The sequence below is a fragment of the Pseudarthrobacter sp. CCNWLW207 genome (genome assembly GCF_037203945.1).
GTDB lineage: Bacteria > Actinomycetota > Actinomycetes > Actinomycetales > Micrococcaceae > Arthrobacter.
The window spans coordinates 261556-287565 of sequence record NZ_JBBCBS010000006.1 but is presented as its reverse complement, the minus strand read 5'-3'; the positions used below and the strand labels follow the sequence as shown (position 1 = coordinate 287565).

The window sequence follows — 26010 nt, the reverse complement described above, 5'->3', positions numbered from 1 at the left end:
TCAAACAGCAAGTCTAGGTGCTGGCACAGAATCCGGGTGTCAGACGCGCGTCAGGGCGGCGGCCACCACGCTGGCGGTGAGGATCAACAGGATGGCAAGGACGGTGTAGCCCTGCCACTTGGGACGGCCTTTGTGGGGGTTGATGTCGACGTACGGCATGCTAGCGGTGACTACCTCGGGGTGCGGTGGGGCGTGCGGTGACCCGGATGGCGCGGCGCTTCATCCGCAGCATCTGGAGCAGGACAAGAAAGGGGATCAACAGCGTGCCCAGCAGCGCACAGAGCGCCAGGGCATAGTCGGCCAGGGCCATACAAACCTCCATTGGTTAGCAGCATTTCCCCATGTCAGATCAAGCAGGACGCTACCTGTATGTGCCCGGCAATACAAATCACATCAGAGCCATCCTCTGAGTCCCTGCAATTAGCGCGTGAGCGCCAGCATCACCACGCCCGCAGTGACCACGGCCAACGCGCCAAACAGAACATAGGAAATCCGCTGGAACCGGCGCCGTCGAAGCTCCCGTTGTGAGTCGCGTGCGTGCTGTGTGCCCCCGAAATTACCCATGCCGCGACGGTACACGCACAATGTTTCCGGCGGATCAAGTCAAGCTGTATGTGACCTGTGCCTTTGAGGTGTGTCCGCCGTAAACTCAACCATCAGTTCACGGCGGTGCGGGTAACCTACGGCGGAGGTTCCGATGAAAAACTCCAGCAGGGAAAACTCAGCCTCTCACGCCCGCATGATCAGGCCTCGGCCGGGTCTACTGTGGGGCATGGTTGCCGGCGGCCTTCTCTGGATAGTCCACGGCTACTTCCGGTTCGTCATGCCCTACGGGCCCGACGCCGTATGGCGGGAGGATCTCAATTACTCACCGATCATCAGCACTGAACTGTTTCTGCTGTACAACGCACCGGGCGTGCTCGCTCTGCTGCTCAGCGCCTGGACAGCACTTTCGTATCTGCGAGGCCTTCCCCGCACGCGCCCCGGCTTCCAACGTGCAGCGCAAATCCTGGCAACGCTGGCAATTCTCTTTGGTCTGGTCGCTGCGATTGGCGTTGCCGTTCTCTTCGTTCCCCCGACGACCGGCAGCATCAGCTTTGGAGTACCGAGCCTCGGTTTGGCCCTGGCCATGGCAGGGCTTGCTGTCGGCAGCGACGGCAACCGCAAGGGACAATCCCGGCTCCTGGTGTTCACAGGGCTTCTCGGGATGTTCACACTGCCCGTGCAGCCGTTGATGTATGCCTTGGCACTGCTGCCCATGGCAGTCGGGACGGCCGTTTTTGCGGTGTTCGGTGCGGGATGGGTTGCGCTTGCATTCATACTCAGCAGCGAACCTCGCGGTCGAGGACGGGAGGCGAATGTGCCTGCGCCTGAGGGAGCCCCCTAGGTAGAAGAAATGTCGCGCTGCGGAACGGGCAAAGCCGCCACCGTTCCCCACAGGACCATGGCCACGCCCCACATGGGACCGTCCATGGCACCGGCCCGATCAGGAAAGGCGAGCATGGCCGCACCGATATAGGTGGCGGACAGGCTCGTGGCCACCCGCATCAGCGGGCGGCCTGGAGGCCAGAAGGCCATGGCCAGCGCAGTCAGGCACAGGACTATCCCGACGGAACCCTGCACGGGCCAGTGCTCAATGTCCCAGGTCAGATGGCCGGTGTCCTGGCGAAGCCGGGAAACTTCGAACGCATGCGCGGCGTACAGCGTCCAGAGCGGCAGGCCAGTCGCCGCTATCAGCAGATATTGCCGGCTCAGATCCCAGACAAAAGATAGCGGCGCAGCCTCAGGCCGGACCAGCCAGACGAGCAGGGCCGCCACCGCAGCGAGAAGCAAGGCAACTGGCGTCGGCCCCGCGTCCAGCCCGAGCCCTGCTCCGAGGAGCAGGGCTCCTATGGCGATGGAAAGCAACACCAACCCGGGCCAGGGCTGCCCCGGATTCCGGGCGACGCTGACAAATGATCCGCCGACGACGAAGGTGAACAGGCTGCCCCAGCTCGCCTCGAGCGGCACCGACCATTCATACTGCTGGTCCACCCAGCCAGGCAGCGTCATCAGGTCCGCGAGTCCGAACAATCCGAAGAGGGCCACCGGGACCATCACCCAGGCCACGATTCGGGCGGCCCGGAGGCGCGATGGCAAGTGGATTTTGGTCTTTGCTGCTGCAGCGTCGGCCATGAGAACAGCCTCCCTCATCCATGCCCGGCCGTACGGTAACAGGATGCCGGACAGCTCCATGGTGGCCATGAACGCCACCTTGGTCAATGGGAGGAGGCAGCGCGCAGCGAGTCGGCCGCAGCCCCGCGACGCTAGTGCTGCGGGCGGGTCTCCTGCAGGCGCTTGATGAACCAGCGCGACTGTTCCGGCCCGTACGGGAGGACGGGGATGGCCTTGGTGGCGTCAGAGGGGGTATCGCGGATGGACTGGCGAGCCTGGCGGACGGCGGTGGTCATGGTGTTGGCCATCGTCTTGACGAATTGGTCGCTGCACGGCTGGCCGTGGCCGGGGATCAGGAATTCGTAACGGTGGCGCAGCGCGGAGATGTGCCGCAGCGAATCGGCCCATTCCTCCGGGAAGGAGTCTTCGAAGGACGGGTGCGCGCCCTGCTCCACGAGGTCCCCCACGTACAGGGTGGTGGGCGTGCCCACCAGGAGGTCGCCGTCGGTGTGGCCGCGGCCCAGGTAGAAGAGGGTGGCGGTCAGCCCGCCGAGGTCCACCAGCACGGGCTGGTCCTTGACGATGGCGTTCGGCACCACCAGTTCGACGTTCTCGCCTTCGCCAGTGGACATCTCAGGTTCCAGCGTGCCAACGAAGCGGCGCTGCAGGTCTCCGCGCTCCTCAATTTCAGCGGCGCAGTTTTCGTGCGCCCAGAACTCGGTGGCACCCTCCTCGGCGAACACGGCGTTGCCGAAGAAGTGGTCGTAGTGGGCGTGGGTGTTGACCACGACGAGCGGCAGTTGGGTCTTCTCCCGCACGGCGGCCAGGATCTCGCGTCCTTGCCGCGGGCCGCAGCCGGTGTCGATCACCATGGCCCGCTCGGATCCAACAATCAGGCCGGTGTTCAGCAGCGAACCTTCGGTGACCAGCACATAGTTGTCCGCGCCGACTTCGAGCCATTCTGACATTGTTTCTCCATACCTCCGGCAAGCAGTTACGTTCGTCTTGGCCTCGATTCTACCCACGGGGCCTTGGAGTTTCCGGGACGCGGAACGGGCTTGGGGTGCCGTCGCAGCCACAGTGCTGATCAGCAATGTTTACCGTGCTGAAACCTGATACTGGGTATCATCTCCCTCATGGGGACTAAACAGCATAAGACTTTCTGCGCCGCGTGCGGCAAGACCACCAACCACGTCACCGTCTATCAGAAAGCCGACGACGGCGGCTCTCTGGTTGCCACTGTCCAGTGCTTTGAGCACTCGGATGTACGCCGCTGACCTAACGGGAACGGCTCCTCATCGCGGCAGGCGCCGCGGATACGACATGATGGTGCTTGCACTTTTCGCGTCAAATTGTGGGGGAAGCCGTGAACAACAACGAGCTGCGCGGATGGCCGCAGGAGCCGGACAACCAACAACCTGCTGGCGGCTCGTCGTACCCGCCCGTTTCGAAGAGCATGCCGGCCTGGGGATGGGTCGCCGCCGGTGCGGGTGCAGGGGCGGTCATCGCCGTGGCCGGCATGATGGTATTCAACGGCCTCTCCGGCGGCAGCAAGGAGCCGGACGCCATTCCGGACCCGGGCATCACCGAAACTGCAGGGCCGGAGGAGTCAATGGAGGTGGATTCGAACCGGGCAAACATTTTCATCTTCGAAAACGCCGACTTCACCAGCCCGCCCGTGTGGTCCGTCAAGGAGCCTGAGGGCTGGCGCGTGGATCAGGTCGATGAGGGCACAGTGAATTACAGCAACGCCAAACTGCAGTGCACGTTTACGGTGCATCAGGGCACGGCCACAGGAGGAACCGCCGACGAGGCAGCCACCGAAGCTGCCTTGGCCGCCGAGATCGACACCGTCAAGAAGTCGGTGGGCAAGCCCGTTGAGGTCATGGATCAGACCGGATCCGTTTACGTCGCCCTCCGCGACGGTACCGGGGACATCGAAATGCGCGAGGCAGAGCTCCAGTTCAAGAACGACTACAACGCGGACGTCACCTACCGTATGGCCGTACGTGCCACCAGCAGCAGCAGCGGCCTGTTGGAACTGTCCCTGGCCTGCCCCACAGGGCTGCAAACCGAAGAGATCCTGTGGTGGGACCTGACCGACCGGGTGACAGTAGTCGACGCGCCCTGACCAGTGCTTTGAGCACCGATCGTGCGCTGCTGACCTGATGGGCAGTGCTCCCCATCGCGGCATGCTCCGCGGACCCGACATGATGGTGCTTGCACTTTTCGCGTCAAGTATTGGGGGAACCAGTGAACAACAACGAGCAGCCCGGGTGGCCACAGCAACCCGACAACCAGCACCCTGAAAACCGTCCCCTACATCCGCCCGTTCCGCCTGCCCCGGCCCACGGAGGGCAGCCGCCATTCCCTCCCTACGCACCGCAGCAGGACCAGCCGCCGTTCGGCGAGGCCGGCCAGCAGTACGGCCAGCCTGCAATGTTCACGCAGCCACCGCCCAAGACCGGTATGCCCGTCTGGGGCTGGATCGCGGGTGGCGTGGGCGCGGTGGCCGTCATCGCCGTGGCCGGCATAATGGTCTTCAACGGCCTGGCCAGCGGCAGCAAACAGCCCGACGCCATCCCGGACCCGAAACCCAGCGTCAGCGAATCGGCAGACCCGGAAAAGTCAGAGGACGCGGCCGCCTCGGACGAAGCCGGCGGCGCTGTTTACCTTTTTGACGACTCCGATTTCACCAGCGCGCCGGTGTGGTCCATCCGGGATCCGGAAGGCTGGACCAGGGAACCGGTGAAAGATGGCGAGGTTAACTACCGCAACGCCAGCCTTCAGTGCACGTTTACCATCTACCAGGCCGTCCTTCCAGGTACCGGTGGGGACGGAGACGAAGCAGCGACGGCCGCGGCCATGGCCTCCGAGATCGGCGGCGTCAAGCAGGCTGTGGGCAAACCCGTCGAGGTCGTGGATGATGCCGGCTCCGTGTACGTCAACCTGCGCGACGGAAGCAAGGAGATTGAACTGCAGGAAGCAGAACTCCGGTTCAAGAACGACAGCAACGCGGATGTGGTCTACCGGATGGCTGTCCGTGCCACCACCAGCAGCGACGGCCTCATGGAACTGGCACTGGCCTGCCCCGGCGCCATGGAGGACGAATGGGCGCTGTGGCAGGACCTGACCGACCGCGTGAGCATGGCGGACGCGGCGTAGCCGAGCTTCAACACACGGTCAGGGAACGCAGGCCTTCGCGGGTTCCGGCGTCGCCTGGCCGTTGCTGCGCCGGATAACCACCTCCAGGCAGGTCTGGGAGTCGGGGCTGGCCGCCACCACTGCCCGGGGCTCCTGTGACGTGGTGTAGTCACCCGTCTGCATGACTGACACTGGCCGCCACATAAACACGTCCCCCTCCACCGGGGCCGGGTTCTCCCAGGTGAACGCCACGTTGGCGCCGTCCCTGCTGCCCGCCAGGTTGGCGGGGGCCGGCACCGCGGAGCCCGGCGCAACCGCGTCCAGCGGTCCGTCCGCCGCAGGCGTCGTCTTGGGCGCACTCGGCGTTCCGGCGCCGTTCACCACCAAGAGCCCGCCCACCGCCGCAGCCACGAGCACTCCTCCGGCCGCCAGCAGCAGCCACCCGGGACGACGCCGGGACTCGGGTTCCGCCGCGGCCTCGGGCTCAGGCGCTGGTTCAGCCGGCCGGAGCTGGGTCTCCTCCATCGGCAGTGGCGTGAACGGGGCCGGGCGTTCCCAGGCTGTCCGCGCCCCCGACACAGAGGATTCGGAGGCGGCGGGCGGTGCCGAAGCCCTGATCACTGTGGCGTCGGGGGCAGGCCTGGGAATAGTGGGCTTTTGCGCCCACGTGGCCACAGAGGCCCGGACGGCGGTGGGCGCATCCGAAGTGTTGGCGCGCGGGTCGATGGACACCACCCCGCGGATCCGGGTCGCGTCCTCGCCGCCGTCGTTGGGGTCCTCGGCGTCATGGCCGTCGTCGAGCACTTCAAAGCTGGTGACCGCGAGGCTCAGCTCCACCTGGACACGCTGCAGCGCCAGCGCAAACGAGTGGGCCGAGGGATAGCGTGAGCCGGGCTGCTTGGCCATGGCCGTAGCGAGGACCTGCTGCAGTGACTGCGGAACGTCGATGCGGCCCAGGCCGGGCAGCGGCATGGACGCGATCCGGGACATCAGCTCCCGCGGCGAATTGTTGCCCCCAGGAATGGCGAAGGGCGAGTGTCCGGCCAGCAGTGTGTAGACGGTGGCGCCGAGGGCCCACACGTCCACCATCACGCCGTTGGCCTCGGAGTTTCGGAGTGATTCCGGCGGCGACCAGGGAATGGACATCCCGCCGTCGTCGTCTCCGGCAGAGTCCGTGGTTCCGGAAATCCCGAAGTCGGTCAGCGCCGGGCGGTTGTAGTCGGTCACCAGGATGTTGGCGGGCTTGATGTCCCGGTGCGCAATGCCTGCACGGTGTGCGGTTTCGACGGCGGACGCTACCTGGATGCCGATGGCAAGGGCATCGTCCACACTGAACCGCTGCCGCCTGAGCCTTGCGTCCAGATTGGGCTTGGAGCAGTACTCCATGGCCAGGTAGGAGTGGCCGGATGCCGTGACGTTGGCCTCGTAGATGGTCACGATGAAGGGGTGCGTGGAAAGCTGCGCCATGAGGTTCGCCTCGGACTCGAAGCGGCGGCGCGCGCCGTCGGTCTTCAGGTCCGAGACCAGCACCTTAACGGCCACCTTGCGGCGCGGCCTGTCCTGTTCGTAGAGGTACACGTCGGCGAAGCCGCCCGATCCAAGGGGCTGCACATACTGGTAGCCCTCGATGGCCGGCGGTGCGGCGGTTCCGCGTTTTGCGCTCATGTCAGTTCTTCCTTGTAAATCGGGCCAGCGGCGTCATCCGGGCCACACGGCCCCACAGCGAGGCCGTCAGCGAAGCGGCGGAGCGCCGCACCAGCGGCAGGTCCCCTCCTGCAGCCAGCGAGCGCAGCGAGAACCTGGCCCGCTGCCTCCGCCAGAACCCCACGGATCCGGTCATCTGGTTCAGCGAAGACTCAACGTCCGCCCAGTACGCCCGGATGTCATCGTCGCTGGGGTTCCCTGGCGCGAAGACCGCCTCATCTGCACGGTGTGCCAGCAGCACAGTGGTGGTGCCGCTGGCGGGGAAAGCCTCCGCGAGGTTGGCGGCGTTCTCCCGGCGGGTGGCGCCTGCCGGGATGGTGGTACCCAGATCGGTGGCGGCGCTCATGACTTCACTCCAGCCGCCGCTGATACGGTCCGTCGGCGAGCCACTGGTGGCCCGCCGCTTCCGCCGCCGCAGCTTCAGCCACGCAATAAGCACCAGCGGCAGGAGCAGGACGGCTACAGAAATCAGGCCGATGCCGATTGCCATCAGGATGGGTCCCAGGACACCCCAGAACCCCTGTTGGTTTTGTTCGGCATCCTGGGCGTCCGGGGCAGAATCCGGCGGCAGCTCGGCCGGGGCCTGCGGTGGCGGCGGCGGCTGCAGGACCTGCGGCTGGGGCTTGGACTTGGGCTGCGGATCCGGCGGGATGGGCACGTTGTCCTCGGACGGCGTCGGGTTGAACGGAACCCAGCCGGCACCGGCAAAGGCCACCTCAACCCACGCGTGCACGTCGTTGCCGGTCAGCTCCACCGTCCCGGATTCCTGGGGTTCCTTGGGATCCGGATAAAAACCCATCACCACGCGCGCAGGAATGCCTAGCTCGCGGGCCATCAGTGCCATGGCCACCGCATACTGTTCGTCATCGCCCACCATCTGCTTGGCGCCCAGCAGGGACGTGATCCGCGCCGCGCCATGGCCGGACACGCTCCTGGCCTCGCCGTCGAGCCCGTTACTGAAGGCGCCCTGCTTGGACAGCGCCGCCTCCAGCTTGCGGACCCGTTCGATGGGCAGTGACGAGTCACCCACAAACTCGTTGGCCTTGGCCGCCACGATCTGCGGCACGCTTTCCGCGGGCGGGAGCTGCACCGCTGCGAAGTCCGACTGGGCCAGCTCCGCGTCCGTCGGCAGGGACGGGTAAGCCGCGCTGAGGCTGTACGTATCGCCGGCCTGGAGCCGGGCAGTGGCGATGGCCGTGCCTGTTGCAGCGTTGAAGAACAACGAACCGTCCAGCAGGGACGCCCGTGGGCCGTCGAAGTCGACGCCCCGCAGGCTTCCGGTGGACGGCAGCCAGACCCCCTTATATGCGTCCACCGTCACCGCCACATCCGCGGTCGCCGCGGGTTCGGCGGCAGGGGCAGCGGATGTCCCCGAGGCCCCAATCGCTGCGGTGTTGCTGATCGGTGAGTAGTTACTGGAGCCGCTGCCGTAAACGTCGAACACCACGCCGTCGTAGGAGTCCAGCGTGGCCAGCCGGATCCTGGCACCGGCGGGAAGGCCGGTCACGGCCAGCAGCTTGCTGTCCTTCTGGTTCTTGACGTAGTCCCGGAAGCTGGCCAGAGGGCTGGCGTAATCCCGCAGGTCCAGTGGCGGGACCACCACGTCCCGCAGGATCTGCCGGGTGGCGCCGGCGGTGAGCGCCGGGGAAGCCGCCACGGCCACCCCGCCGGCAAGAGCGAGGACAAAGGCCGCCAAAGCAGCCCGCCGCCCACGCGCCGCGGAGTGTCCCGCCGTCGGACCCTGGCCGGTAACCACCGCCGCGGGGGCGGTCGATGCACGACGGCGGTACGCCAGCCAAGCCACAGCCAGGGCGACAAAGACGGCGCCGCGGAGGGCCGCCTGGGAAGCCTCGTGGGTTCCCATGGCGGTGGCCAGCAGGAGCAGGCCGGCGGCGGGCAAGACTGCCCAGGCCGGGCTCTTCAGGCGCCAGGCCATGGTTCCGGCGAGGAGGGCTGCCACGTAGGCGCCGAGGAACGGGACCACCAGCATTCCGTTTCCGGTGCCCACCGGGGCGGCGCTGGTGAGGAGCTGCTTCCAGCTCAGCACCACGCCGGCGACGACGGTCCGCAGCGACTCGAGCGACGGCACCACCCCGGCGATGGCCTGGTCCGGGGCGGCAAGGGCGCTGCCGAACACCACATAGACAAGGACAGCCGTGGCCATGGTCAGCAGGACACCCAATTTGTGCCGTGCCGCGAAGTAGGCCAGTCCCAGGCCGAGCGCAATGCCGCCGCACCCTGCAAGGACGAAGCGCCAGTCCCCCGCGAACGTCGAGTAGAAGCCGAGAATTCCTGCGGCCAACAGCGCTGCCAGGGCAGCGACGTCGGGCCAGAGATGAGTGAAGGAGCGCACTTCCCGCGCTGCTGCCCGGCTCATGCCGCGGCCTTGACCAGCAGGCGGGGCAGTTCGGTAAGTTCGCCGAGCGTCAGGACCGTGAGGTCCCCGATGGCCCGGCGGTCCAGCGGTGCGCCGGCCTGGCATCGGATGGCCAGGCAGCGGACGCCCGGAGGGGCCGACGCCGCCGCGGTCCTGAGCTGCGCGGGTGTGACGGCTGTGCCAACCACCAAGAACATGATGGACGCGTTGGGGACGGCGTCACCGGTGAGCCTGGCGACGTCGGTTGCCGTTACCCGGGACTCCTCCCCCGCCAGCCGGGTCATGCCGTCCAGCAGGACGCGGGCTGTGTCGGTGCGGAGCCGGCCGTCCTGGGTCAGGACGCTGACTTCGCGCTGCTCGCGGATGGCCTGCTTGCCGATGGACGCCGCGGCGGAGATGGCCAGTTCCAGGTCTTCGTCGGCGGCGTATTCGGCCAGGTTGGTGGAAAGGGCCATGGCCAGGTGCGAGCGCCGGGTCTCTTCGAACTGGCGGACCATGAGCTTGCCGGTCCGGGCCGTGGTCTTCCAGTGGATGTGGCGACGGTCGTCACCCGCGACGTAGTCCCGCAGGGCGTGAAAGGACACGTCGGCGCTGGACAGGTCCTTGGTGGGCAGTCCCTCAAGGTCGCGGATGAGGCCCTCGGCGGATCCGGCCAGGGATACGGTGCGGGGATGGACGTACAGGTCCACGGCGTCCGTGAGGACCACCTGGCGGCTCAGCAGCCGGAGCGGGTCTGCCCGCACGGACCGGACCGGCCCCACCTTGATGACGGAGCGGACGGCGGTGGGAATGGTGAACAGGTCCTCGTGCACGTCATCGGCCCCGAGCCGCGGGACGGCGAAGAAGGCGGTGCCCGCACCCACCGGGAGCTCGATCGACGCCGGCAGCAGCGGGCGGTCCGAGGTGTTGGATACGGTGAGGCTGCCCACGGCCATGTCCCCCACTTCCACCCGGGTCTTCGCGAGGTCCATTTCCACCCCGTAGGAGGTCCGGCCGATAACGAACCCCGCGGCGGCCAGCAGCAGCGCCAAAGCTGCGGCCGCGGCGGTGATGGTCTCCTCCCAGCCGAGGAGCGCGCCGATGATCCAGAACCCCAGGCCAGCCGCGAGGACCTGCCAGCCCAGGGCGGTGACCACTTCAAGGGCAGCAGGCCGGGCGGGCAGCAGCGTCCGGGCTCGTCCGACGACGGCGGGAGGGGTTGTGGGCATGGAGGTCATCTTTCAGACGGGCCGGGAAAGGGCGGGCCGGGCGAGTTCTAGGTGGTGGCGCGCTGCTGGGGGGCTGCGACGTCGGACAGGACCCGGGCCAGGACCGCCTCGGGCGTGGCCCCGGAGAACTCAGCCTCAGGATCCATCACGAACCGGTGGGTCCACACCACGGCAGCGAGTTCCTTGACATCGTCGGGCAGCACGAAGTTCCGCCCCTGTCCCGCAGCCCACACCTTGGCGGCACGGACCATCGCGATCGCTCCCCGGACGGAGACACCCAGCCGGGACTCGGGCGCGTTGCGCGTCTCCTCGCAGAGCCGGGAAATGTATTCGAGCACGGCAGTGTCCACGTGCACCGTCGCGGCCAGGTCAGCCATGTCCGCCACGGCCTGGGTGGTGATCACCGCGGAGAGCTCCTTGGAGCGGTCCTTCAGGTTCGTGCCGCCCAGCAGCCTGACCGTGGAGGCGTGGTCCGGATAGCCGATCGAGGTCTTGATCAGGAAGCGGTCCAGCTGCGCCTCAGGCAGCCGGTAGGTACCCGCCTGCTCGATCGGGTTCTGCGTGGCCATCACCATAAACGGCCGTCCCGCCTCATAGGTGACGCCGTCCACGGTGACCCTGGATTCCTCCATGACCTCCAGCAGCGCCGACTGCGTCTTCGGCGAGGCACGGTTGATCTCATCGGCCAGGACGATGTTGTTGAAGATCGGCCCCTTGTGGAACTCGAACTTCTGCGTCTTCTGGTCGTAGATGGTCACACCCGTCACGTCCGACGGCAGCAGGTCAGGAGTGAACTGGATGCGGTTATTGGAACCCTGCACTGTGGCCGCCATGGCCCGCGCCAGCATGGTCTTGCCCGTCCCCGGAGCATCCTCAAACAGCACGTGCCCTTCCGCCAGCATCGCCGTGAAGGTCAGCCGGATGACATGTTCCTTGCCCAGCACCGCCTGCCCCACATTGGCAACGAGCTTCTCGAAGGTGCCTGCAAACCATTCGGCCTGCTCAGTGGTCATTGTCATGGAGTAAGTCCTTTTCGACGTCGGTTCTTTGCAGGAAAATTCTTTGAAGGGAGATGGCTCACTTGGTCCGCAGCTCGTTGGTCCAATAGCCCGAGACCAGGTCAAGTGAGAAGTAGTTCCTGCCCGGGTTGGGGTTCGTAATACCACCGGGGCAACGCACAGTGAAGCTGCCGGTGCCGCTGGACGGCCAGGTGTACTCCCCGTTACCGAGGTTCTCGCCGTGCGTGTTGCCGGCCCAACCACCGCGGTGCGGATCGGAGCCGCCCACGTTGGTGGCACCCCAGCAGTGGATTACTGACGGCCGCCAGGAACCGAAGTTGGCCACGTGGAGGGTCACGGTCCGGCCATTCACGTCGGGGTTGGAGATGGAGTACGTCGGCGAAGGCCTGTTCGCCGTCCGACCGGAGGCCCTGGGCGCAGCCGTGGTCTGGTCAAGGCTGTCCACAGTGACCACGTCCAGCCACACGTCCTGCTCGTAGTCGTTGCCCACGGGGATCTGCCCGCCGCCCGCAGGCATTGTGCCGTTCCGGCCGTCCGAGGCGGTGTAACGAAGCCCCGTCACCGGACGGCCGTTGGGTGGAACGGATCCCACGTTGAAGACCACCTGCTGGCCGTTCTGCGAGGCACTGACGCTGGCGGCGAAGGGCCTGCCGTAGGGTGCCACCTGGTTGGAATTGGTGACCGGCCCCTCGTACGTGGCGCCGTCGAGGCTGTTCACCGCCCGCACGCCGATCGTGTAGTTGCCGTTGTTGGGCACACCGTTGCGCACCACCTTGTCAGCGGCGAGGGCGATAAACGCCCCGCCGTTGACCTGGTACTGGTAGCTCGGCGTGGCCCCGTTCCCGGCCGCCGGCTGGAAGGCTAGCTGCACCGCGTTGTCCAAAGGATCCGCCTGGACGGCCGGCACCGCCCCCGGAGCGCCGAAGGCACGCTTGGGGTCCGAGGCCGGGCTGGCCGCGGAGTCCCCTGCCTTGTTCCTGGCCACCACCGAGAAGGTGTAGTCGGTGGCGGAGTTGCCCACCGTCATGGGCACGCTCAGCTGGCTGCCGGAGACGGTGCTGCTGGCAACGGCGGCGCCGCCCTGCTGGGCCGTCACCGTGTACGTGTCAATGGCGGCACCGTTCTCGGGTGCTGCCGCCCAGCTGACGGTCATGATGGATTCGGACCCGCCGGACGTTGACCGTGTGGTGCTGGGCTTGCCCGGCGCTCCGGGAAGGCCTGCCGGGATCTCGCTGGCCGAGTACGCGCTCCAGTCGGACGGTTCGGGCGCCTTGTTCGATGCCTGGACCCTCACCTGGTACGGGGTGCCATTGGCCAGTCCGGTCCACTGGAACGACGTGCCGGCCACGTTGCTGGTCCGCACGTTGCCGCCGGGCGGTGCCGGGGAGATCTCCAGGTTGTAGCTCTCCACGGGCGAGCCCGGGCTGTTGGGCACGGCCCAGGTGACGCTGAGCTCTTTGTCCCCGAAGACCAGGGTGGGCGGCGCCGGGGCGTCCGGCTTGGCGTCCGGGCGTGCCGGGGCGGAGGCGGGTGACGCCGCGGAGTCCCCCACCTCGTTCGTGGCCACCACGGTGAAGGTGTACTCCACGTTGTTGGTCAGGCCGTTGAGGGTGCACGTGGTGGCGGGGCACTGCTGGGAGAAGCCGCTGCTGCCGGTCACCTTGTAGCCGGTGATGGCGGCACCGTTGTTCGCTGGCGGGGCCCAGTTCAACACCACGGTCCGATCGCGCACTTCGCTGACCGTCGGGGTGGTGGGGGCGTCCGGCTTGTCCCTGACCGTGAGCCGGACGCGGCCGTCCACTTCGCGTTCAGTGTCCGTGGTCTTGTCCTGGACCCGGTACCGGACCACCAGGGTGCCCACGAAGTTCTCCGCCGGTGTCACAGTGACGGCGTCGCCTTCCACCGTGGCCGTGCCGGTCCCGGTTTCCACGATGGCGCTGAGGACCTTCAGCGGTGAGTCCGGGAACGGGTTGCTGTCGTTCTCGAGGACGCTGACGCGCTCGGGCTGGCCCGCCCGGGCGATGGCCACTACGTCGTCGTTCACGCCGGCGAGCGGCCGCTTGGAGGCCACTACCTGGACGGTGACTGTACTGCCTACGGGGGCGCTGCGGCCGTCGGTGACCGTCACCCCAACGGGGAGGGTGGCACCCTTGGGGGCGCCGCCGTCGGCCGTGGCTTTCAGCGTGCCGCCGTCCAGGGTGACCTTGATCCCGGAAGGAACAGCTCCGGAGAGGGCGAACGCCAGTTTGTCCCGGTCCGCCTCGTCCACGTCTGTGGCCACCTGGCGCAGGTCCAGGGCGGTTTCCTCCCCCACAGCCGTCTCGAGGCTGCTGCCGGGGAAAACGGGCGGGTGGTTGCGGGCGGGGTCCGGAAGCACGCGGATGCTGACGGTCAGCACGGCCATCCGTCCGTCCGGATCGTCAACGCTGGCGCCGTCCGTCACTTCGAAGGTCACGGCCGCGGGTCCCGAGTAGTCATCGGCCGAGGTGAATACCAGGGTTGTGGCGTCCTTCACCAGCGGCGCTCCGTTGGACGCCACAGCCTGGACTTTGGTGTCCTGGGTGATGCGTGCGGCCTTGCCGGCCCGCACCACCACTAGGTCCGCCAGGTTCAGGGTCAGCTGCTGTCCGCTGACCACCTCCAGCGGCGCGCTGTTCTTCAGGGCGGGGCTCTGGTCCTTCAGCCCGGGGAGCATGATGAATGCGGTGGAGGACAGGTTGTCCACGTCGGTGACCGTGTACGGGATCAGCTGCGGGCCGTCAGTCAGCGTGACGCTGACCGTCCCGCTGCCGGAAACGCGGGCGGTGGGTGCCGACTGCGGGAAGCTGATGGCCAGTTGGCTGGCCACGCCGTCGGCGTCTTCGTCGTTCTTGAGGACGGGCACGTCCACGGCGGTCTTGCCGAGGGTTTCGGCGAACGTCACCCTGTCATCCCGGGCAACGGGCGGCAGCTGGGGCGCGTCACTGCGGACCACCACTTTGAGGGTCCCGACGGCGGTGCCTCCGCGGCCGTCCGTCACGCCGTAGTAGACAATCACCGTGCCGGGGGCTGAGGGCGCGGTCAGCTGGACGCGGCCGTCCTTCACTTCGGCGGCCAGTTCGGCGGCAGCCTCGAGGCCGTCGCCGGTGAGGCTGACGGTGTCGCCGTCGGGGTCGGAGTCGTTGGAGAGCACGTCGGCGGCAACGTGGCGGCCGGGCAGCACAATGATGGTGTCCTCCACGGCCACCGGGGTCTGGTTGCTGCCGGGGGCGGGGGCGATGCCCACCACCACGGACGCGGTGGAACGGGCCCCGAAGCGGTCCTCCACCACGTAGGAGAAGAGGTCCTGGCCGGAGGCGTTCTGGGAGGCCGTGTACTCGATGTAGGTGGCCCCCACTGTTGCGGTGCCCTTGCCCGGCGCCTGTTCCAGGCCGATCAGGCTGACGGAGTCGCCGTCGGGGTCGATGCCGTCCAGCGGGATGCTGATGCGTGAGGTCTTGCCGGCGATGACCCGTGCGGTGACCTTCTGCGGCAACGGGCGGGAGTTCTGTTCGGCGCCGCCACCGCGGATGTGGATGGTCACCTGGGCGGAGTCCTCCTGTCCGTCAGGGCCGGTCACGGCGTAGATTGCGTGGAGGGTGGCGGGGGTGGGCCCGGCCTTGAACCGCAGCACGTCGCCGGAGACGGCCAGGAGTCCCTTGCCGGGGTCCACGTCCTGGATGAGGACGGGGTTGAGCTGCAGCTTGGCGCCGTTAGGGTGGCTGTCGTTGGCCAGGACGCTGATGGTGGCGACGTCGTTGGCGCGGACGGTGATCTCATCCGCCACGGCCACCGGGGGCAGCAGCTTGCTGGGGGCCGGAACCGGGACAACCGTCACTTCGCCGGTGGCGCTGGCCACGCCGTTGGACGCGGTGTAGGTGAAGCTCATGGGGGCCGTGAGGCCGCGGATATCCGTGATGCGCAGGATGTGGTGGTCCAGCACGGCCACGCCGATAGCGGAGTTCTTGGGCTGGCTGACGGACTGGATTACCAGGACACCGCCGGCGGGGTCCGAGTCGTTGCCCAGTGCGTCGATGAGGACTTCGCCGCCCACGGGCAGCAGGGCCAGGTCAGCGACCGCCACCGGGGGCTCGGCGGTGCCGCCGGCCGGGCTGATCTCGATCCGGATGAGGCCTTCGGAGCTTTCCGGCCCGTTGGTGACCAGATAGGTGAGGTAGTACGTGCCGGGATTCGGGGCGCGGAAGCGGAAGGTGCCGGACTGGTAGTCCGCGGTGACGGTGAGGTCCGGCGGTGTGTCCACGCGGGTGAGGCGCAGCGTGCCGCCGGTGGGGTCAACGTCGTTGCCCAGCGGGGACACCACCAGGTCCTGCCCGGCGATCCCGGCCGCGTGGTCCGCGTTGGCCTTGGGCGGGAGGCTGCCCTTGGCGCGGACGTCCACGATGAGCTTGCCTTCGGTCTGCAGCTGGCCGTCGGAGACCACCAGCTGCACTTCCTTGCGGCCCAGGCTGGTGCCGACGTCCTGGAAGTTGAGCTGGCCATCCGGGCGGATCCGGACCTGGTCCCCTTCGCTGGACGTGCTGGCTGCCATCAGGAGGAGGTCGTCGCCGTCGGGATCTGTCCAGTCGGTGAGGACGTTCTGGCTGATGCTCTTGCCCTGCTCCAGCAGGATGGTGGGGACGCGCTTCTGGGCGGGTCCATCGTTGGTGGACCGGTCCTTGACGGTGAGGGTGACCTTCGCGGTGGCGGTTCCGCCGCGGCCGTCGTTGGCCTGGTACTGGAACGACGCCGTTCCGCTGGCGTCAGCGGGGACGGTCACCTGCATGCCGGTGCCGTTGTAGACGTTCTGCAGGGTTCCGACGGCGGGCGCCTCGCCCTGGAGGCGGGCGGTAAGGACGTCGCCGTCGGGGTCGGAGTCGTTGTCCAGCAGCGGCAGCAGGGTGGTGCGGCCGGGCCGGACGCCGAACTGGTCATCCACGGCGGCCGGGGGCCGGTTTTCCTTGGTGCGGTCCGGCAGCGTGTTGACGGGGTTGTTGTCCGCGGCGTCCTCGTCCTGATCATCGGATTTGTCCGGCGGCGGAATGACGTCGTCCCAGTTGGAGACCAGGCGCATGTTTTCGGTGACCAGCCAGACGTCGCCGGAGTAGATGTCGTTCAGGACCACCACGTTGCGGTTGACGCGGAAGACGAAGTCGGCCCGGGACCCGGTGGTGGGGATGTCCTGGCGGGTGTTGTCGTTGGGGTTGTCGCAGTCGCGGAGGTATTTGCCCGAGCCGGCCCAGGCCGCGTAGAGGCAGGAGCCGAGGCGTACGGGGGCGGCAGCGTTTCCGGCGGCACCAAGGTCTGTGACAGTGGCGGCCGAGCCGTCCAGCGGCTGCTTGATCAGTGCCTTGGACGTGGCGATGGCCACGGAGGACGCAGCGGGGCCGCTCTGCTGGAGCTTGGCTCCGGCGGGGTCCGGCAGGGCCACCTTCTTGCCGCCTGGCAGGAACAGCGATCCGGTGGCCGGATCCAGCACCACGGGCTTGTCCCCCACGGCGGTGATCTGGGCGTTTTCGATGTTGCGGAGGGGCTCGACCGGCGCCGACTCTTGGGAGGCGACCGTGCCGGCGGAATCCAGTTTGAGGGTGGTCAGTTCCCCCTTGGCGGGGTTGGCTGCGTACACAACGTCATCCGTGCCTACCGTGGCAACAACGCCTTTCGCATCAGTAAGGGCGGGCTCGGCGGAGGCGGCATTGAACGAGCCCAGGGCGCTGCTGCTGGTGACCCACAGGGTGCCTTTGTCCTGGCTGGCCAGGGCAACGGACTTCTGGCCGAAGCTCACAGCCGCCGGGGAGGGCACCGCCGTGGCCTGGCCCAGGATCACGTCCGTGACGCTGACCGGGCTGAGCGAGGATTTGCTCCGGTCCGAGAGGAAGACGGTGCGGGCGTTCTGCAGGACGTCGAAGTCAGGGCTGGCGGCCAGGAGGCCGCCGTCCAGGAGTTTGGACTGGTAGTTCAGATGGCCCACCAGGTTTTTGCTGGTGTTGGTGACCCAGACGCCGCCGTCATTCAGGTCCACCTGAGTGACCGTGAATCCGGGATAAATGACGGCTGCCGCGGCGACGGCTGCCAGTGATGAAAACGTGGCTGCCGAGGCAAGGACACGCCTTTTTCGTTCCACCCAAGAACGACCCCCCATTTGGGTCCCCCATCTCATAAGTAGCTGAATGCTATAGGGAGATGGAATTCACAACCTAGCGGTGGGGGAAAAATTCATCCAATGCTTGTAATAAATGGTCCAACTACTGATGTTTCCGCGCCATTACATTCGGACGACGACCCAACGGGAATCAGTGACGAGCAACTGATTGAAACTTGTCTACGACAGTAGAATCAAAGGATTTGACGATCCCTGTCAATCAATGATGATGGGAAAAATACATTTGACACAATTTGCACACAATCTAACGAGATCAGTCGCCGATTCTCACTGCCCTCTGGAGTGTTAGCAGCAAGGCAAACCAAGTGGGCGACTCCTTGCTGGGCGACAATTTCACGGGGGTACCCGTGCGTCGGTTCACGATCTGACGGCTGGACTAAGGAAGCGGTCAAAAGGGGAAATGAGCTTACCGGAACCCAAGTGCGGCGGCGCTGTCACGATTATCAGGCTATCCAGCTGACCGAAGGTGAAAGCGGGCAACGTGGTGAATTCAACTCAATGTCCGGTGCGCTCAGCCGATGGCTTGGACATGTCGATTTTTCGAAGTAAATTGCGCCGTTACGCGCTCAGCACCTCGCCGCTTCCAAGTACTACGTCATTAAATATAGGTACCGCGAGTGAAGCGTTTACAACCAAGTGCCGATAGTCGAGTACTCACTACTGTCGCCCACACCTCCCCGGCGGCCTACTTTTCTTTTATGTCAGCCCGACCCGCAGCGTCCTCATTCCAAATTGCCATGAGGAGACCCGATTGTCTTATACCGCCCTGCCCAGCGAGAGGTACGTGGCCCCTGGAAAGTCGTCAATCCCCCCCCGCCGGGAGGTCGTCTTGATGCGGGATGAGGCAGCGGCACGCACGACCATTATCGGCGGGCTCAAACGCCGCGGAATCATAAGGTTCGGGACTCTTGCGGCTGCCCTCACTGGCGCATCGCTGGTCGCTGGAAGTGCGAATGCCGCTCCGGGGACGGATAAGAACCCATCGACCTCGTACATACCGAGTGCGGAGAAGGGTGTTGCGTCCGGTGTCGCCACGCTGGACAGTGGAGCCCGACTCCCAATCAGCCAGATTCCCGATCTATCGGCCACAACCGTCTTGGCAGGCGAAGAGTGGATCAATGTCAAGAAGTATGCGGCGACGAATTCGTTGGATTTTACGACCGCACTTGAGCAAGCGCTCGCGGCCAGTCGCAACATCACGATACCCCCAGGGTCCTACAACATCTCTCGCCGAATTGTCCTCGGCAGCAACCACAGGCTCGTAGGAGGTGGAGGAAAAAACGCGGCCAAGATCGTCGCCTCTGCCGACTGGGACACAGCGACTTACCCGTCCGTCGTCCAGATGACTGGCACAAATGCCAGCATCGAACACCTAGTCATTGATGCGCGCCTCACCAGCACTCCTGACGTTGTACGTGTTGAGGCAGACTACGAACCCTACATCGGACACACGCAGATCCTCGGCGGCTTTCACGGCATTAACCTCTTAGGCGGCCTTGAGTCGCGTTTCGAGCACGTCAGCGTTAAGGACTGCTCAGGTGCGGGCGCATACGTACAAAACGTCCCGGATTCATTCTGGCTGGATGTATCCACTGACAACTGTCTCCATGGCTTCCGATCGACCGGCGGAAGCATCACTGCCGTTCACGTTCATGCGATTAAGAGCATCAGCCACGGTTTCTATCTTGTTGGTCCAGGCTCTTCCCAGTTTTACGGCTGCCACGCCGACACAAGTGGTAACAACGGGTTCCACATCACCACTCCGAACAACGCGAGGTTCACCGATTGTTGGTCCTTCAAGAACGGAAGAGCGGGGGGAACCAACCACAACTGGCTCATCTCCGGTGCTGTTGAGACCAGCCTTATTGGATGTTCATCCAATAATGAAGGCAACGTTTCAAATGCCTACAACTTCGTGGGCACGCAAACAGGGCTCTCACTCATAGCATGCACCGCCACCGCTAAGGGAGTTACTGGGTCCACGACAGGCATTGAGTTCATCGGCTGCACTGGCCTCCTCGCACAGTTCAACACAGCAGCAAAAGTCGCAAAGTCGACTGCAGGGGCGCTCCTCGACGCGACTAAGACAGTAGTTCAAGGTGACTCACTGACTGAATCCTTCGATTCGAAACTCATAGCCTCCTTCAGATCTTCCTGGTTCATGAACGCTTGTGTCGCCTCCGACGGGACAATGCGCCCGCACTGGAATGCTGCTCGAGGTGGACATACGTCCAGTCAACTAAGGGAGCTTTTCGACGGCGAAGTGCTCGCCCAGAACCCTACCCTCGTTGGCCTTATGCCGGGCCGTAACGATGGGCTTGTCGGCGGTGTGCCCCAGAACATGATCGATTATGTGACCGAAGCAGTAGCAAAATGCAGAGCCAAAGGTATCGGCGTCTTCCTGGTGAATACGGTCCCGCAGGGACAATCCGCAATCTCTGCCCCTACTTTGACTTCGGAAATTTGTTCTTCTACAGCCGGCAGCCTGCCCGCTGGAACGCACCGATATGTGGTTACGGCCGGCAATGGTTCGGTGACAACTCAGACCGGAGAAACGCTTCCGAGCTCACCCGCGGCAGTTACTACACCCACGTCCACGTATTGCGTCCGGTTGTACTGGACGCATGTACGAGGAGCCAACTGGTACAAGGTCTACAAGGAGACAAGTGATGGGTCTGGAGTGTATGGCTTGATCGGCACCGTTGCGCCGTCAGCCGCTCCCGCATTCCTCGGTACTTGCAGATTCATCCAGACGGCGGCGATCTCTCCGGGAGTCCGGCCTCCTACGTCAAACACAACCGCGTATCCGTTGTCTGCGGCATCGGAGAGGGCAAAGAATAACGCATGGCTTGCTTCGTTCGCTGCGAGGGAGTCCGTCCCGCTAGTGGACGTCTACTCCGAACTAGTGGATTCAGATACAGGTATGTGGAAAACCGGCCTCACGTACGACGGGACGCATCCTAACGGCGAAGCTAATGCGATCATCGGCAAAAAGGTGTGGGCGACACTGGCACCCTTGATCAAGCCGGCCCCGCCCATCATTGTAACTTCCGCTCGCGATCCCCTAAATCTCGTAGCCAACGGCACGTTCGTCAGCGGTGACGCCCAATTCCCGGCAGGTTTTACCGCGGTTACATCTCCGTCCTACGACAGTGCCAAGGTGACGAACACCAGGGCGCCTCGCAACGGTTTCGCTGGATATGCGCTCACAGCAATGGCAACAGTGCCCGTCGTTCAGACGACAACCGGCCCACTGGTGTCAACGGGATTTGTTGCCGGGAACCGATTAATCTTCTCAGCAAGAGTAGAGGCACTGCTGGCACGCGGGGGTGGCAGCTTCGCCGTTAGCATCAAGGATCAGGCTGGAAACCAAGTGTTGGAGTTCAAGCACGTCGCAATTGACATACCGCCTTCGACGATTACGAAGGATTTCACAGTCCCCATCGGCGTCACCGGCCTGAAGTTAGAGCTTCAGCTAGTTGGAGTTGGCCCAGTCTCCGTTGGACAGTTCACGCTTTACAACCTCACCGCGGAGGCCTACTTGGCGTGAAAGAAGAACCGTCCGGGAAGACTTTGCTGACAGGAACTCTGTGCTTGGGCTGGACCACGATCCAGAGGGGTTACCTGCGCCTTGTGTGTGCTAAAAGTCAATGATCGCGAGGTGCGGATTCTCAATTGCGTCCGCAACAAACCGGAGGAAGCCGCCCGCCGTTCCTCCATCACAAACTCTGTGGTCAAATGTCAACGTCAGCTCTGTGACCTTGCGAATCGCCAGATCGCCATCGACAACCCACGCCCTGTCGATAATCCGGCCGACACCAAGAATGGCTACCTCGGGATAATTGATGATTGCAGCGGAACCGTCTACTCCAAACACTCCGTAGTTGTTCAGCGTGAAGGTGCCGCTTCCAAGTTCGCTCGGGCTCGCCTTCCCTTGGCGAACGACGTCTGTGAGACGTCGGATTTCTGCGTCGAGCTGGCGTGCGGTCAGCCTTTCCGCCGTCCGAATCGACGGCACCATCAATCCGCGGTCTGTCTGCGCTGCAAAGCCGAGATTGATTCCCTCAAACGCAATAATCTCTTGGGATCCATCGGGAGCAGTTTCGATGCGTGTGTTCAGCTCCGGATACTTCTTCAGGCCCGCCGTGACGAAGCGGGCAATGAAGGCCAAAAGGCCAGGGGCATGTGCTCCGTTCTTTTTAAGGCCGGCGCGAAGCTCCACAAGGGCGGTCGCATCAACGTCCACCCACACAGTGGCTTCCGGGATCTCCGACCGGCTGCGTGTCATGTTCGCAGCCACAGCCTTGCGCACGCCCCTGACAGGAGTCCGGGACGCGATGGTCAGCCCAGTCCGCGAGTCAACGCGGTTTTGGGATTCGTCAGGCTCAGCCTCCAGCCTCCTGTTTCGCTGACCAGTCGTAACTGGCTCCGGGGTTTTGATGGCGGCTTCAACGTCCCGCCGCATGATCAGGCCGCTGTCCCCGGAGCCGCGGACCTCACCAAGGTCGACGCCGTGTTCACGAGCCATACGCCGAACCAGCGGAGAAATTACGGCACCCAGCCTGCCTGGGACCCGCGTTCGGAGAAGGGAAGGGTCCGCGTCGGGAATTTCGACAGGCTCAATCAACAAAGGCTCAGACTCCGTTACGGACGTGACCGGCTCAGCCACAGAGATCGGCAAGGGCTTCCGCGGTCGCATCCGCCGTGCAACGCCGTGCCCGCCCGGAGTGCCATACCCAATGAGCACATTCCCGGACCCGGCCTTCTCCTCCTCGCGGTACGCCTCTGCCTCCGCGTTCGCCGGTTCAGTGGCAGCGGCGGCTTCTCCCAATTCGGTTTCGACAGGCTCAACCACCGGTCCGGCGGGGGCGGCATCATCCGCGGCGGCAACCGAAGCCGCCCCGACTGGCGTCACGGAGATCAGCGGCTTGCCCACGTCAAGTGTCTCGCCGGGCTGACCGTGTAGCTCAGCAACAGTCCCGGCGTACGGGGAAGGGACCTCCACCATCGACTTGGCTGTTTCGACTTCTGCGATGGGCTGGTCCACGCGGATCTCGTCGCCTACCGACACCAGCCAGTTGACGAGTTCGGCTTCGGTGAGGCCTTCGCCCAGGTCCGGGAGCAGGAATACTTTCGGTTCACTCATGGTCAGTTCTCCCATTGCAGGTCGTCGACGGCGTCGAGGATGCGGTCCACGCCGGGCAGGTAATACTTCTCAAGCTTCGGTGCCGGATAGGGAATGTCGAATCCGGTGACGCGGCGGATGGGGGCTGCCAGGTGGTGGAAGCAGCGTTCCTGCACCCGTGCCACGATTTCGGAAGACACCGAGGCGAAACCGTGGGCCTCCGCGATCACCACGGCCCGGCCGGTCTTGCGGACAGATGCGGATACGGTCTCGTCGTCGAACGGGACGATGGTGCGCACGTCGATGACTTCCAGCGAGCGTCCCTCCAAGGCGGCTGCCTCGGCAGCGGCGAGCGCCGTTGGGACTGAGGGCCCGTAGGCGATCAGCGTCGCGTCGGTGCCCGGACGGGCAACGGCGGCGCGGCCCTCCGAGGACCGGCCCGCCTTCGCATTGGCGGAGTGCTGTTCCCGGAGGTCTTCCAGGTCCACCATGTCCTTTGACCAGTACAACTTCTTCGGCTCCATGAACATCACGGGGTCGTCCGAGTCGATGGCCTCGCGGAGCATCCGGTAGCCGTCCGCCACGGTGGCCGGGGTGAAGACCTTTAAGCCGGCCGTGTGAGCGTAGTACGACTCGGAGGAGTCGCAGTGGTGCTCCACTCCCCCGATACCGCCGGCGTAGGGAACCCGGATCACCATGGGCAGTTTCACGGCGCCCTTGGTGCGGTTGTGCATCTTGGCCACGTGGCTGACGATCTGTTCAAAGGCCGGGTAGGCGAAGGCGTCGAACTGCATCTCGATCACCGGGCGCATCCCGTTCATGGCCATGCCCACGGCCATTCCTACGATGCCGGACTCGGCCAGCGGGGTGTCGAAGCAGCGCTGCTCGCCGAAGGTCTTGGTAAGGCCGTCGGTGATGCGGAAGACCCCGCCCAGCGTGCCCACATCCTCACCGAAGACCAGAACGGAGGGATCAGCCTGCATGGCATCTGCCAGCGCAGTGTTGAGCGCCTTGGCCATGGTGACCGACTGTGGGCCGGCGGCTTCCGCGGTGGCTGCGGCTGAAGCTGCGGCGCGGGCGGTGGCGGCGCTGACGTTGCCGTTCGCCTCGGATGAGGTGGTGACGGTGGGGCTCATTGTGCGGCCTCCTGGGATGATGCGTCGCGGGCGAGTTCGTCGGCGAGCAGGGCGGACTGTTCCTTCAGCTGGGGCGTGGGCGTGGCGAAGACGTGGCGGAAGAGTTCCTGCGGGTCAACCGGGACGTCCTCGCCAAGCCCCTCACGCAGCTGGGCGGCCACGGCTTCAGCCTTTTCAGCGATCCGGGCCTCGGCCTGGTCGTCCAGCAGGCCACGGTGCGTCAGGTAGGTCCGCATCCGATTGACAGGATCCTTGGCCAGCCACTCGGCGACCTCGCTGTCCTGCCGGTAGCGGGTGGCGTCGTCGGCATTGGTGTGGGCCTGCATACGGTAGGTGTTGGCTTCTACGAGTAGCGGCCCGGAACCTTCCCGGGCGAGTTTCACGGCGCGGTCCAGGACGGCGAGGAGCGCGACGACATCATTGCCGTCCACGCGTTCGCCGGCCATGCCGTAGCCCACAGCCTTGTGCGCGAGCGACGGCGCTACGGACTGGTGCGACAGCGGAACCGAGATGGCGTACTTGTTGTTCTGGACGAAGAAGACAACCGGCAGGTGGAAGACGGCGGCGAAGTTCAGGGCCTCATGGAAGTCGCCTTCGCTGGTGGCGCCGTCGCCGCACATGGCCAGCACCACAGTGTCCTCACCCCGGAGCTTGGCCGCGTGGGCGACGCCGACGGCGTGCAGCAACTGGGTGGTCAGGGGGGTGCACTGGATGCCCACCTTGTGCTTGGCGGGGTCGTAGCCGCCGTGCCAGTCGCCGCGGAAAATGGTCATCACCTGGACGGGGTCCACGCCGCGCGCCATCACCGCGACAGCGTCGCGGTAGGTGGGGAACATCCAGTCGCCCTCGGACAGGCACAGGGCAGCGGCCACCTGGCAGGCTTCCTGGCCGTAGCTGGAGGGGTACACAGCCATACGGCCCTGCCGGACGAGTGCAGAGTTCTGGTCATTGACCCGGCGTCCGACGACGAGCTGCTCATAGGAGGCCAGAAGTTCCTCGTCGCCGGGCAGGGGGTACTCGTGGCCGGGTTCGGTGCCCTGCTCACCTTCCGGCTTGAGCCGGCCGTCCGGGTCCACCATCTGGATCTGGTGCCGGGCCGGGAGCATGTAGTCCTCGGCGGTGATGCCGAACTTTTTGGCAGCTTCTGTGAGGGCGTCCTCTGCGGGCGCCCTGCTGGCCTGGTCCGGTGCAGTGTGGTCTGCGGAGATCGTCATTGGTCCGTCCTTCTGTAGCCACTATTCATCCCCAGTATCGTCCCGGGACAGGTTTCGTATCTAGCTTCTTTTGAAATTATGGAGAACTACGGCCCGCAGGCCTACTCTGGAAGACGAATGGCAATTGTGACGCAGAATACGGGCAGGGGTAGTGGACAGAATGGCAGCATCGGATGCGAGTACGGAACCAGCGCCGCTGGACGACATCGACCGCAGGATCATTTCGGAGCTGACCAGGGACGGCCGGATGTCTGTCACCCAGGTGGCCGAGAACGTCCATATCTCCCGGGCGCATGCATACACCAGGATCGCCAGGCTCACCGGAGACGGCGTTCTGACGAAGTTCACGGCGCTGGTCGATCCGATCAAGGCGGGGCTGAGGTCATCTGCCTATGTGACCCTCAAGGTGAGCCAACATTCGTGGCGCGAGCTCCGCGAACAGCTTTGCGCCATCCCCGAGGTGCACCACATCGCGCTCGTGGGCGGCGACTTTGATGTGATTCTGCTAGTGCGGGCTGTGGACAACATCGACCTGCGCCGGGTCATCTTTGACCAGCTGCAGTCCATGCCGGGAGTGTTGGATACGCAGACGTTTCTGGTGTTTGAGGACGTTGATACGCGGTAGGGGATGCAATATGCCCTTCAGGTTAAGCAATACATCTAATTACAGTCTTCGTGACTAGCACATCAATTCATTACGCGCCCTTCACACAGGCGCCAAGACGCCCTCGCGTGGAGGATCCTCGGCAAC

At 65.1% G+C, this 26010-nt stretch carries 18 protein-coding genes; 6 read left to right on the top strand and 12 right to left on the bottom strand.

What is annotated here, in order from left to right:
- Positions 1–160 precede the first annotated feature (160 nt).
- Together V9L17_RS12820 and V9L17_RS12815 are read right to left on the bottom strand one after the other, a co-directional pair.
- On the bottom strand, positions 161–310 hold the full coding sequence (locus tag V9L17_RS12820; RefSeq protein WP_337346188.1) for a hypothetical protein: 150 nt from the start codon (positions 308–310) through the stop codon (positions 161–163).
- 110 nt (positions 311–420) lie between these two features.
- Entirely contained in the window at positions 421–564 is a 144-nt protein-coding gene (locus V9L17_RS12815; protein WP_337346187.1) for a hypothetical protein, read from the bottom strand.
- Positions 565–772: 208 nt separating this feature from the next.
- Between V9L17_RS12815 and V9L17_RS12810 the strand changes: the two genes are divergently transcribed.
- Positions 773–1387, top strand: a complete 615-nt coding sequence (locus V9L17_RS12810) for a hypothetical protein (protein WP_337351702.1) — start codon at positions 773–775, stop codon at positions 1385–1387.
- On the opposite strand, the gene V9L17_RS12805 is transcribed toward V9L17_RS12810, so the two are convergent.
- A complete protein-coding gene (locus tag V9L17_RS12805; RefSeq protein WP_337351701.1) occupies positions 1384–2244 on the bottom strand; it encodes a hypothetical protein in 861 nt (286 codons plus the stop codon). The two genes, V9L17_RS12810 and V9L17_RS12805, sit on opposite strands and share 4 nt — an antisense overlap.
- Before the next feature lie 62 nt (positions 2245–2306).
- Entirely contained in the window at positions 2307–3122 is an 816-nt protein-coding gene (locus tag V9L17_RS12800; protein ID WP_337346184.1) for an MBL fold metallo-hydrolase, read from the bottom strand.
- A 168-nt stretch (positions 3123–3290) separates the two neighbouring features.
- Between V9L17_RS12800 and V9L17_RS12795 the strand changes: the two genes are divergently transcribed.
- The 3 genes from V9L17_RS12795 to V9L17_RS12785 all read left to right on the top strand — a co-directional run bounded on the left by V9L17_RS12795 (position 3291) and on the right by V9L17_RS12785 (position 5319).
- Positions 3291–3431: a hypothetical protein gene (locus tag V9L17_RS12795; protein WP_337346183.1), complete on the top strand. Its 141-nt coding sequence runs from the start codon at positions 3291–3293 to the stop codon at positions 3429–3431.
- Positions 3432–3520: 89 nt separating this feature from the next.
- On the top strand, positions 3521–4285 hold the full coding sequence (locus tag V9L17_RS12790; protein ID WP_337346182.1) for a hypothetical protein: 765 nt from the start codon (positions 3521–3523) through the stop codon (positions 4283–4285).
- Positions 4286–4407: 122 nt separating this feature from the next.
- Entirely contained in the window at positions 4408–5319 is a 912-nt protein-coding gene (locus V9L17_RS12785; protein ID WP_337346181.1) for a hypothetical protein, read from the top strand.
- Positions 5320–5337: 18 nt separating this feature from the next.
- On the opposite strand, the gene V9L17_RS12780 is transcribed toward V9L17_RS12785, so the two are convergent.
- From V9L17_RS12780 to V9L17_RS12760, 5 genes are read right to left on the bottom strand one after another with little or no spacing between them, the layout of a single operon-like run.
- On the bottom strand, positions 5338–6963 hold the full coding sequence (locus V9L17_RS12780; protein WP_337351700.1) for a serine/threonine-protein kinase: 1626 nt from the start codon (positions 6961–6963) through the stop codon (positions 5338–5340).
- Between the two features lies 1 nt (position 6964).
- The gene (locus tag V9L17_RS12775) at positions 6965–9379 is read right to left on the bottom strand and encodes a transglutaminase-like domain-containing protein (RefSeq protein ID WP_337351699.1); all 2415 of its coding nucleotides are present in this window, start codon (positions 9377–9379) and stop codon (positions 6965–6967) included.
- A complete protein-coding gene (locus V9L17_RS12770; protein ID WP_337351698.1) occupies positions 9376–10587 on the bottom strand; it encodes a DUF58 domain-containing protein in 1212 nt (403 codons plus the stop codon). Before V9L17_RS12770 ends, V9L17_RS12775 begins: the two co-directional genes overlap by 4 nt.
- A 47-nt stretch (positions 10588–10634) precedes the next feature.
- The gene (locus V9L17_RS12765; protein ID WP_337351697.1) at positions 10635–11606 is read right to left on the bottom strand and encodes an AAA family ATPase; all 972 of its coding nucleotides are present in this window, start codon (positions 11604–11606) and stop codon (positions 10635–10637) included.
- A gap of 58 nt (positions 11607–11664) precedes the next feature.
- On the bottom strand, positions 11665–17745 hold the full coding sequence (locus tag V9L17_RS12760) for an Ig-like domain-containing protein (protein WP_337351696.1): 6081 nt from the start codon (positions 17743–17745) through the stop codon (positions 11665–11667).
- A 790-nt stretch (positions 17746–18535) separates the two neighbouring features.
- Here V9L17_RS12760 and V9L17_RS12755 point away from each other — a divergent pair.
- Complete coding sequence (locus V9L17_RS12755; RefSeq protein ID WP_337351695.1) at positions 18536–21334, top strand: hypothetical protein; 2799 nt, start codon at positions 18536–18538, stop codon at positions 21332–21334.
- Between the two features lie 90 nt (positions 21335–21424).
- On the opposite strand, the gene V9L17_RS12750 is transcribed toward V9L17_RS12755, so the two are convergent.
- From V9L17_RS12750 to pdhA, 3 genes are read right to left on the bottom strand one after another with little or no spacing between them, the layout of a single operon-like run.
- Complete coding sequence (locus tag V9L17_RS12750; RefSeq protein WP_337351694.1) at positions 21425–22930, bottom strand: dihydrolipoamide acetyltransferase family protein; 1506 nt, start codon at positions 22928–22930, stop codon at positions 21425–21427.
- Positions 22931–22932: 2 nt separating this feature from the next.
- A complete protein-coding gene (locus V9L17_RS12745; RefSeq protein ID WP_337351693.1) occupies positions 22933–24045 on the bottom strand; it encodes an alpha-ketoacid dehydrogenase subunit beta in 1113 nt (370 codons plus the stop codon).
- A complete protein-coding gene (gene pdhA, locus V9L17_RS12740; protein WP_337351692.1) occupies positions 24042–25259 on the bottom strand; it encodes a pyruvate dehydrogenase (acetyl-transferring) E1 component subunit alpha in 1218 nt (405 codons plus the stop codon). The genes V9L17_RS12745 and pdhA overlap by 4 nt, the downstream gene beginning before the upstream one ends.
- Positions 25260–25419: 160 nt before the next feature.
- Here pdhA and V9L17_RS12735 point away from each other — a divergent pair, with 160 nt between their 5' ends.
- A complete protein-coding gene (locus V9L17_RS12735; RefSeq protein WP_337351691.1) occupies positions 25420–25884 on the top strand; it encodes an Lrp/AsnC family transcriptional regulator in 465 nt (154 codons plus the stop codon).
- Positions 25885–26010: the final 126 nt, after the last annotated feature.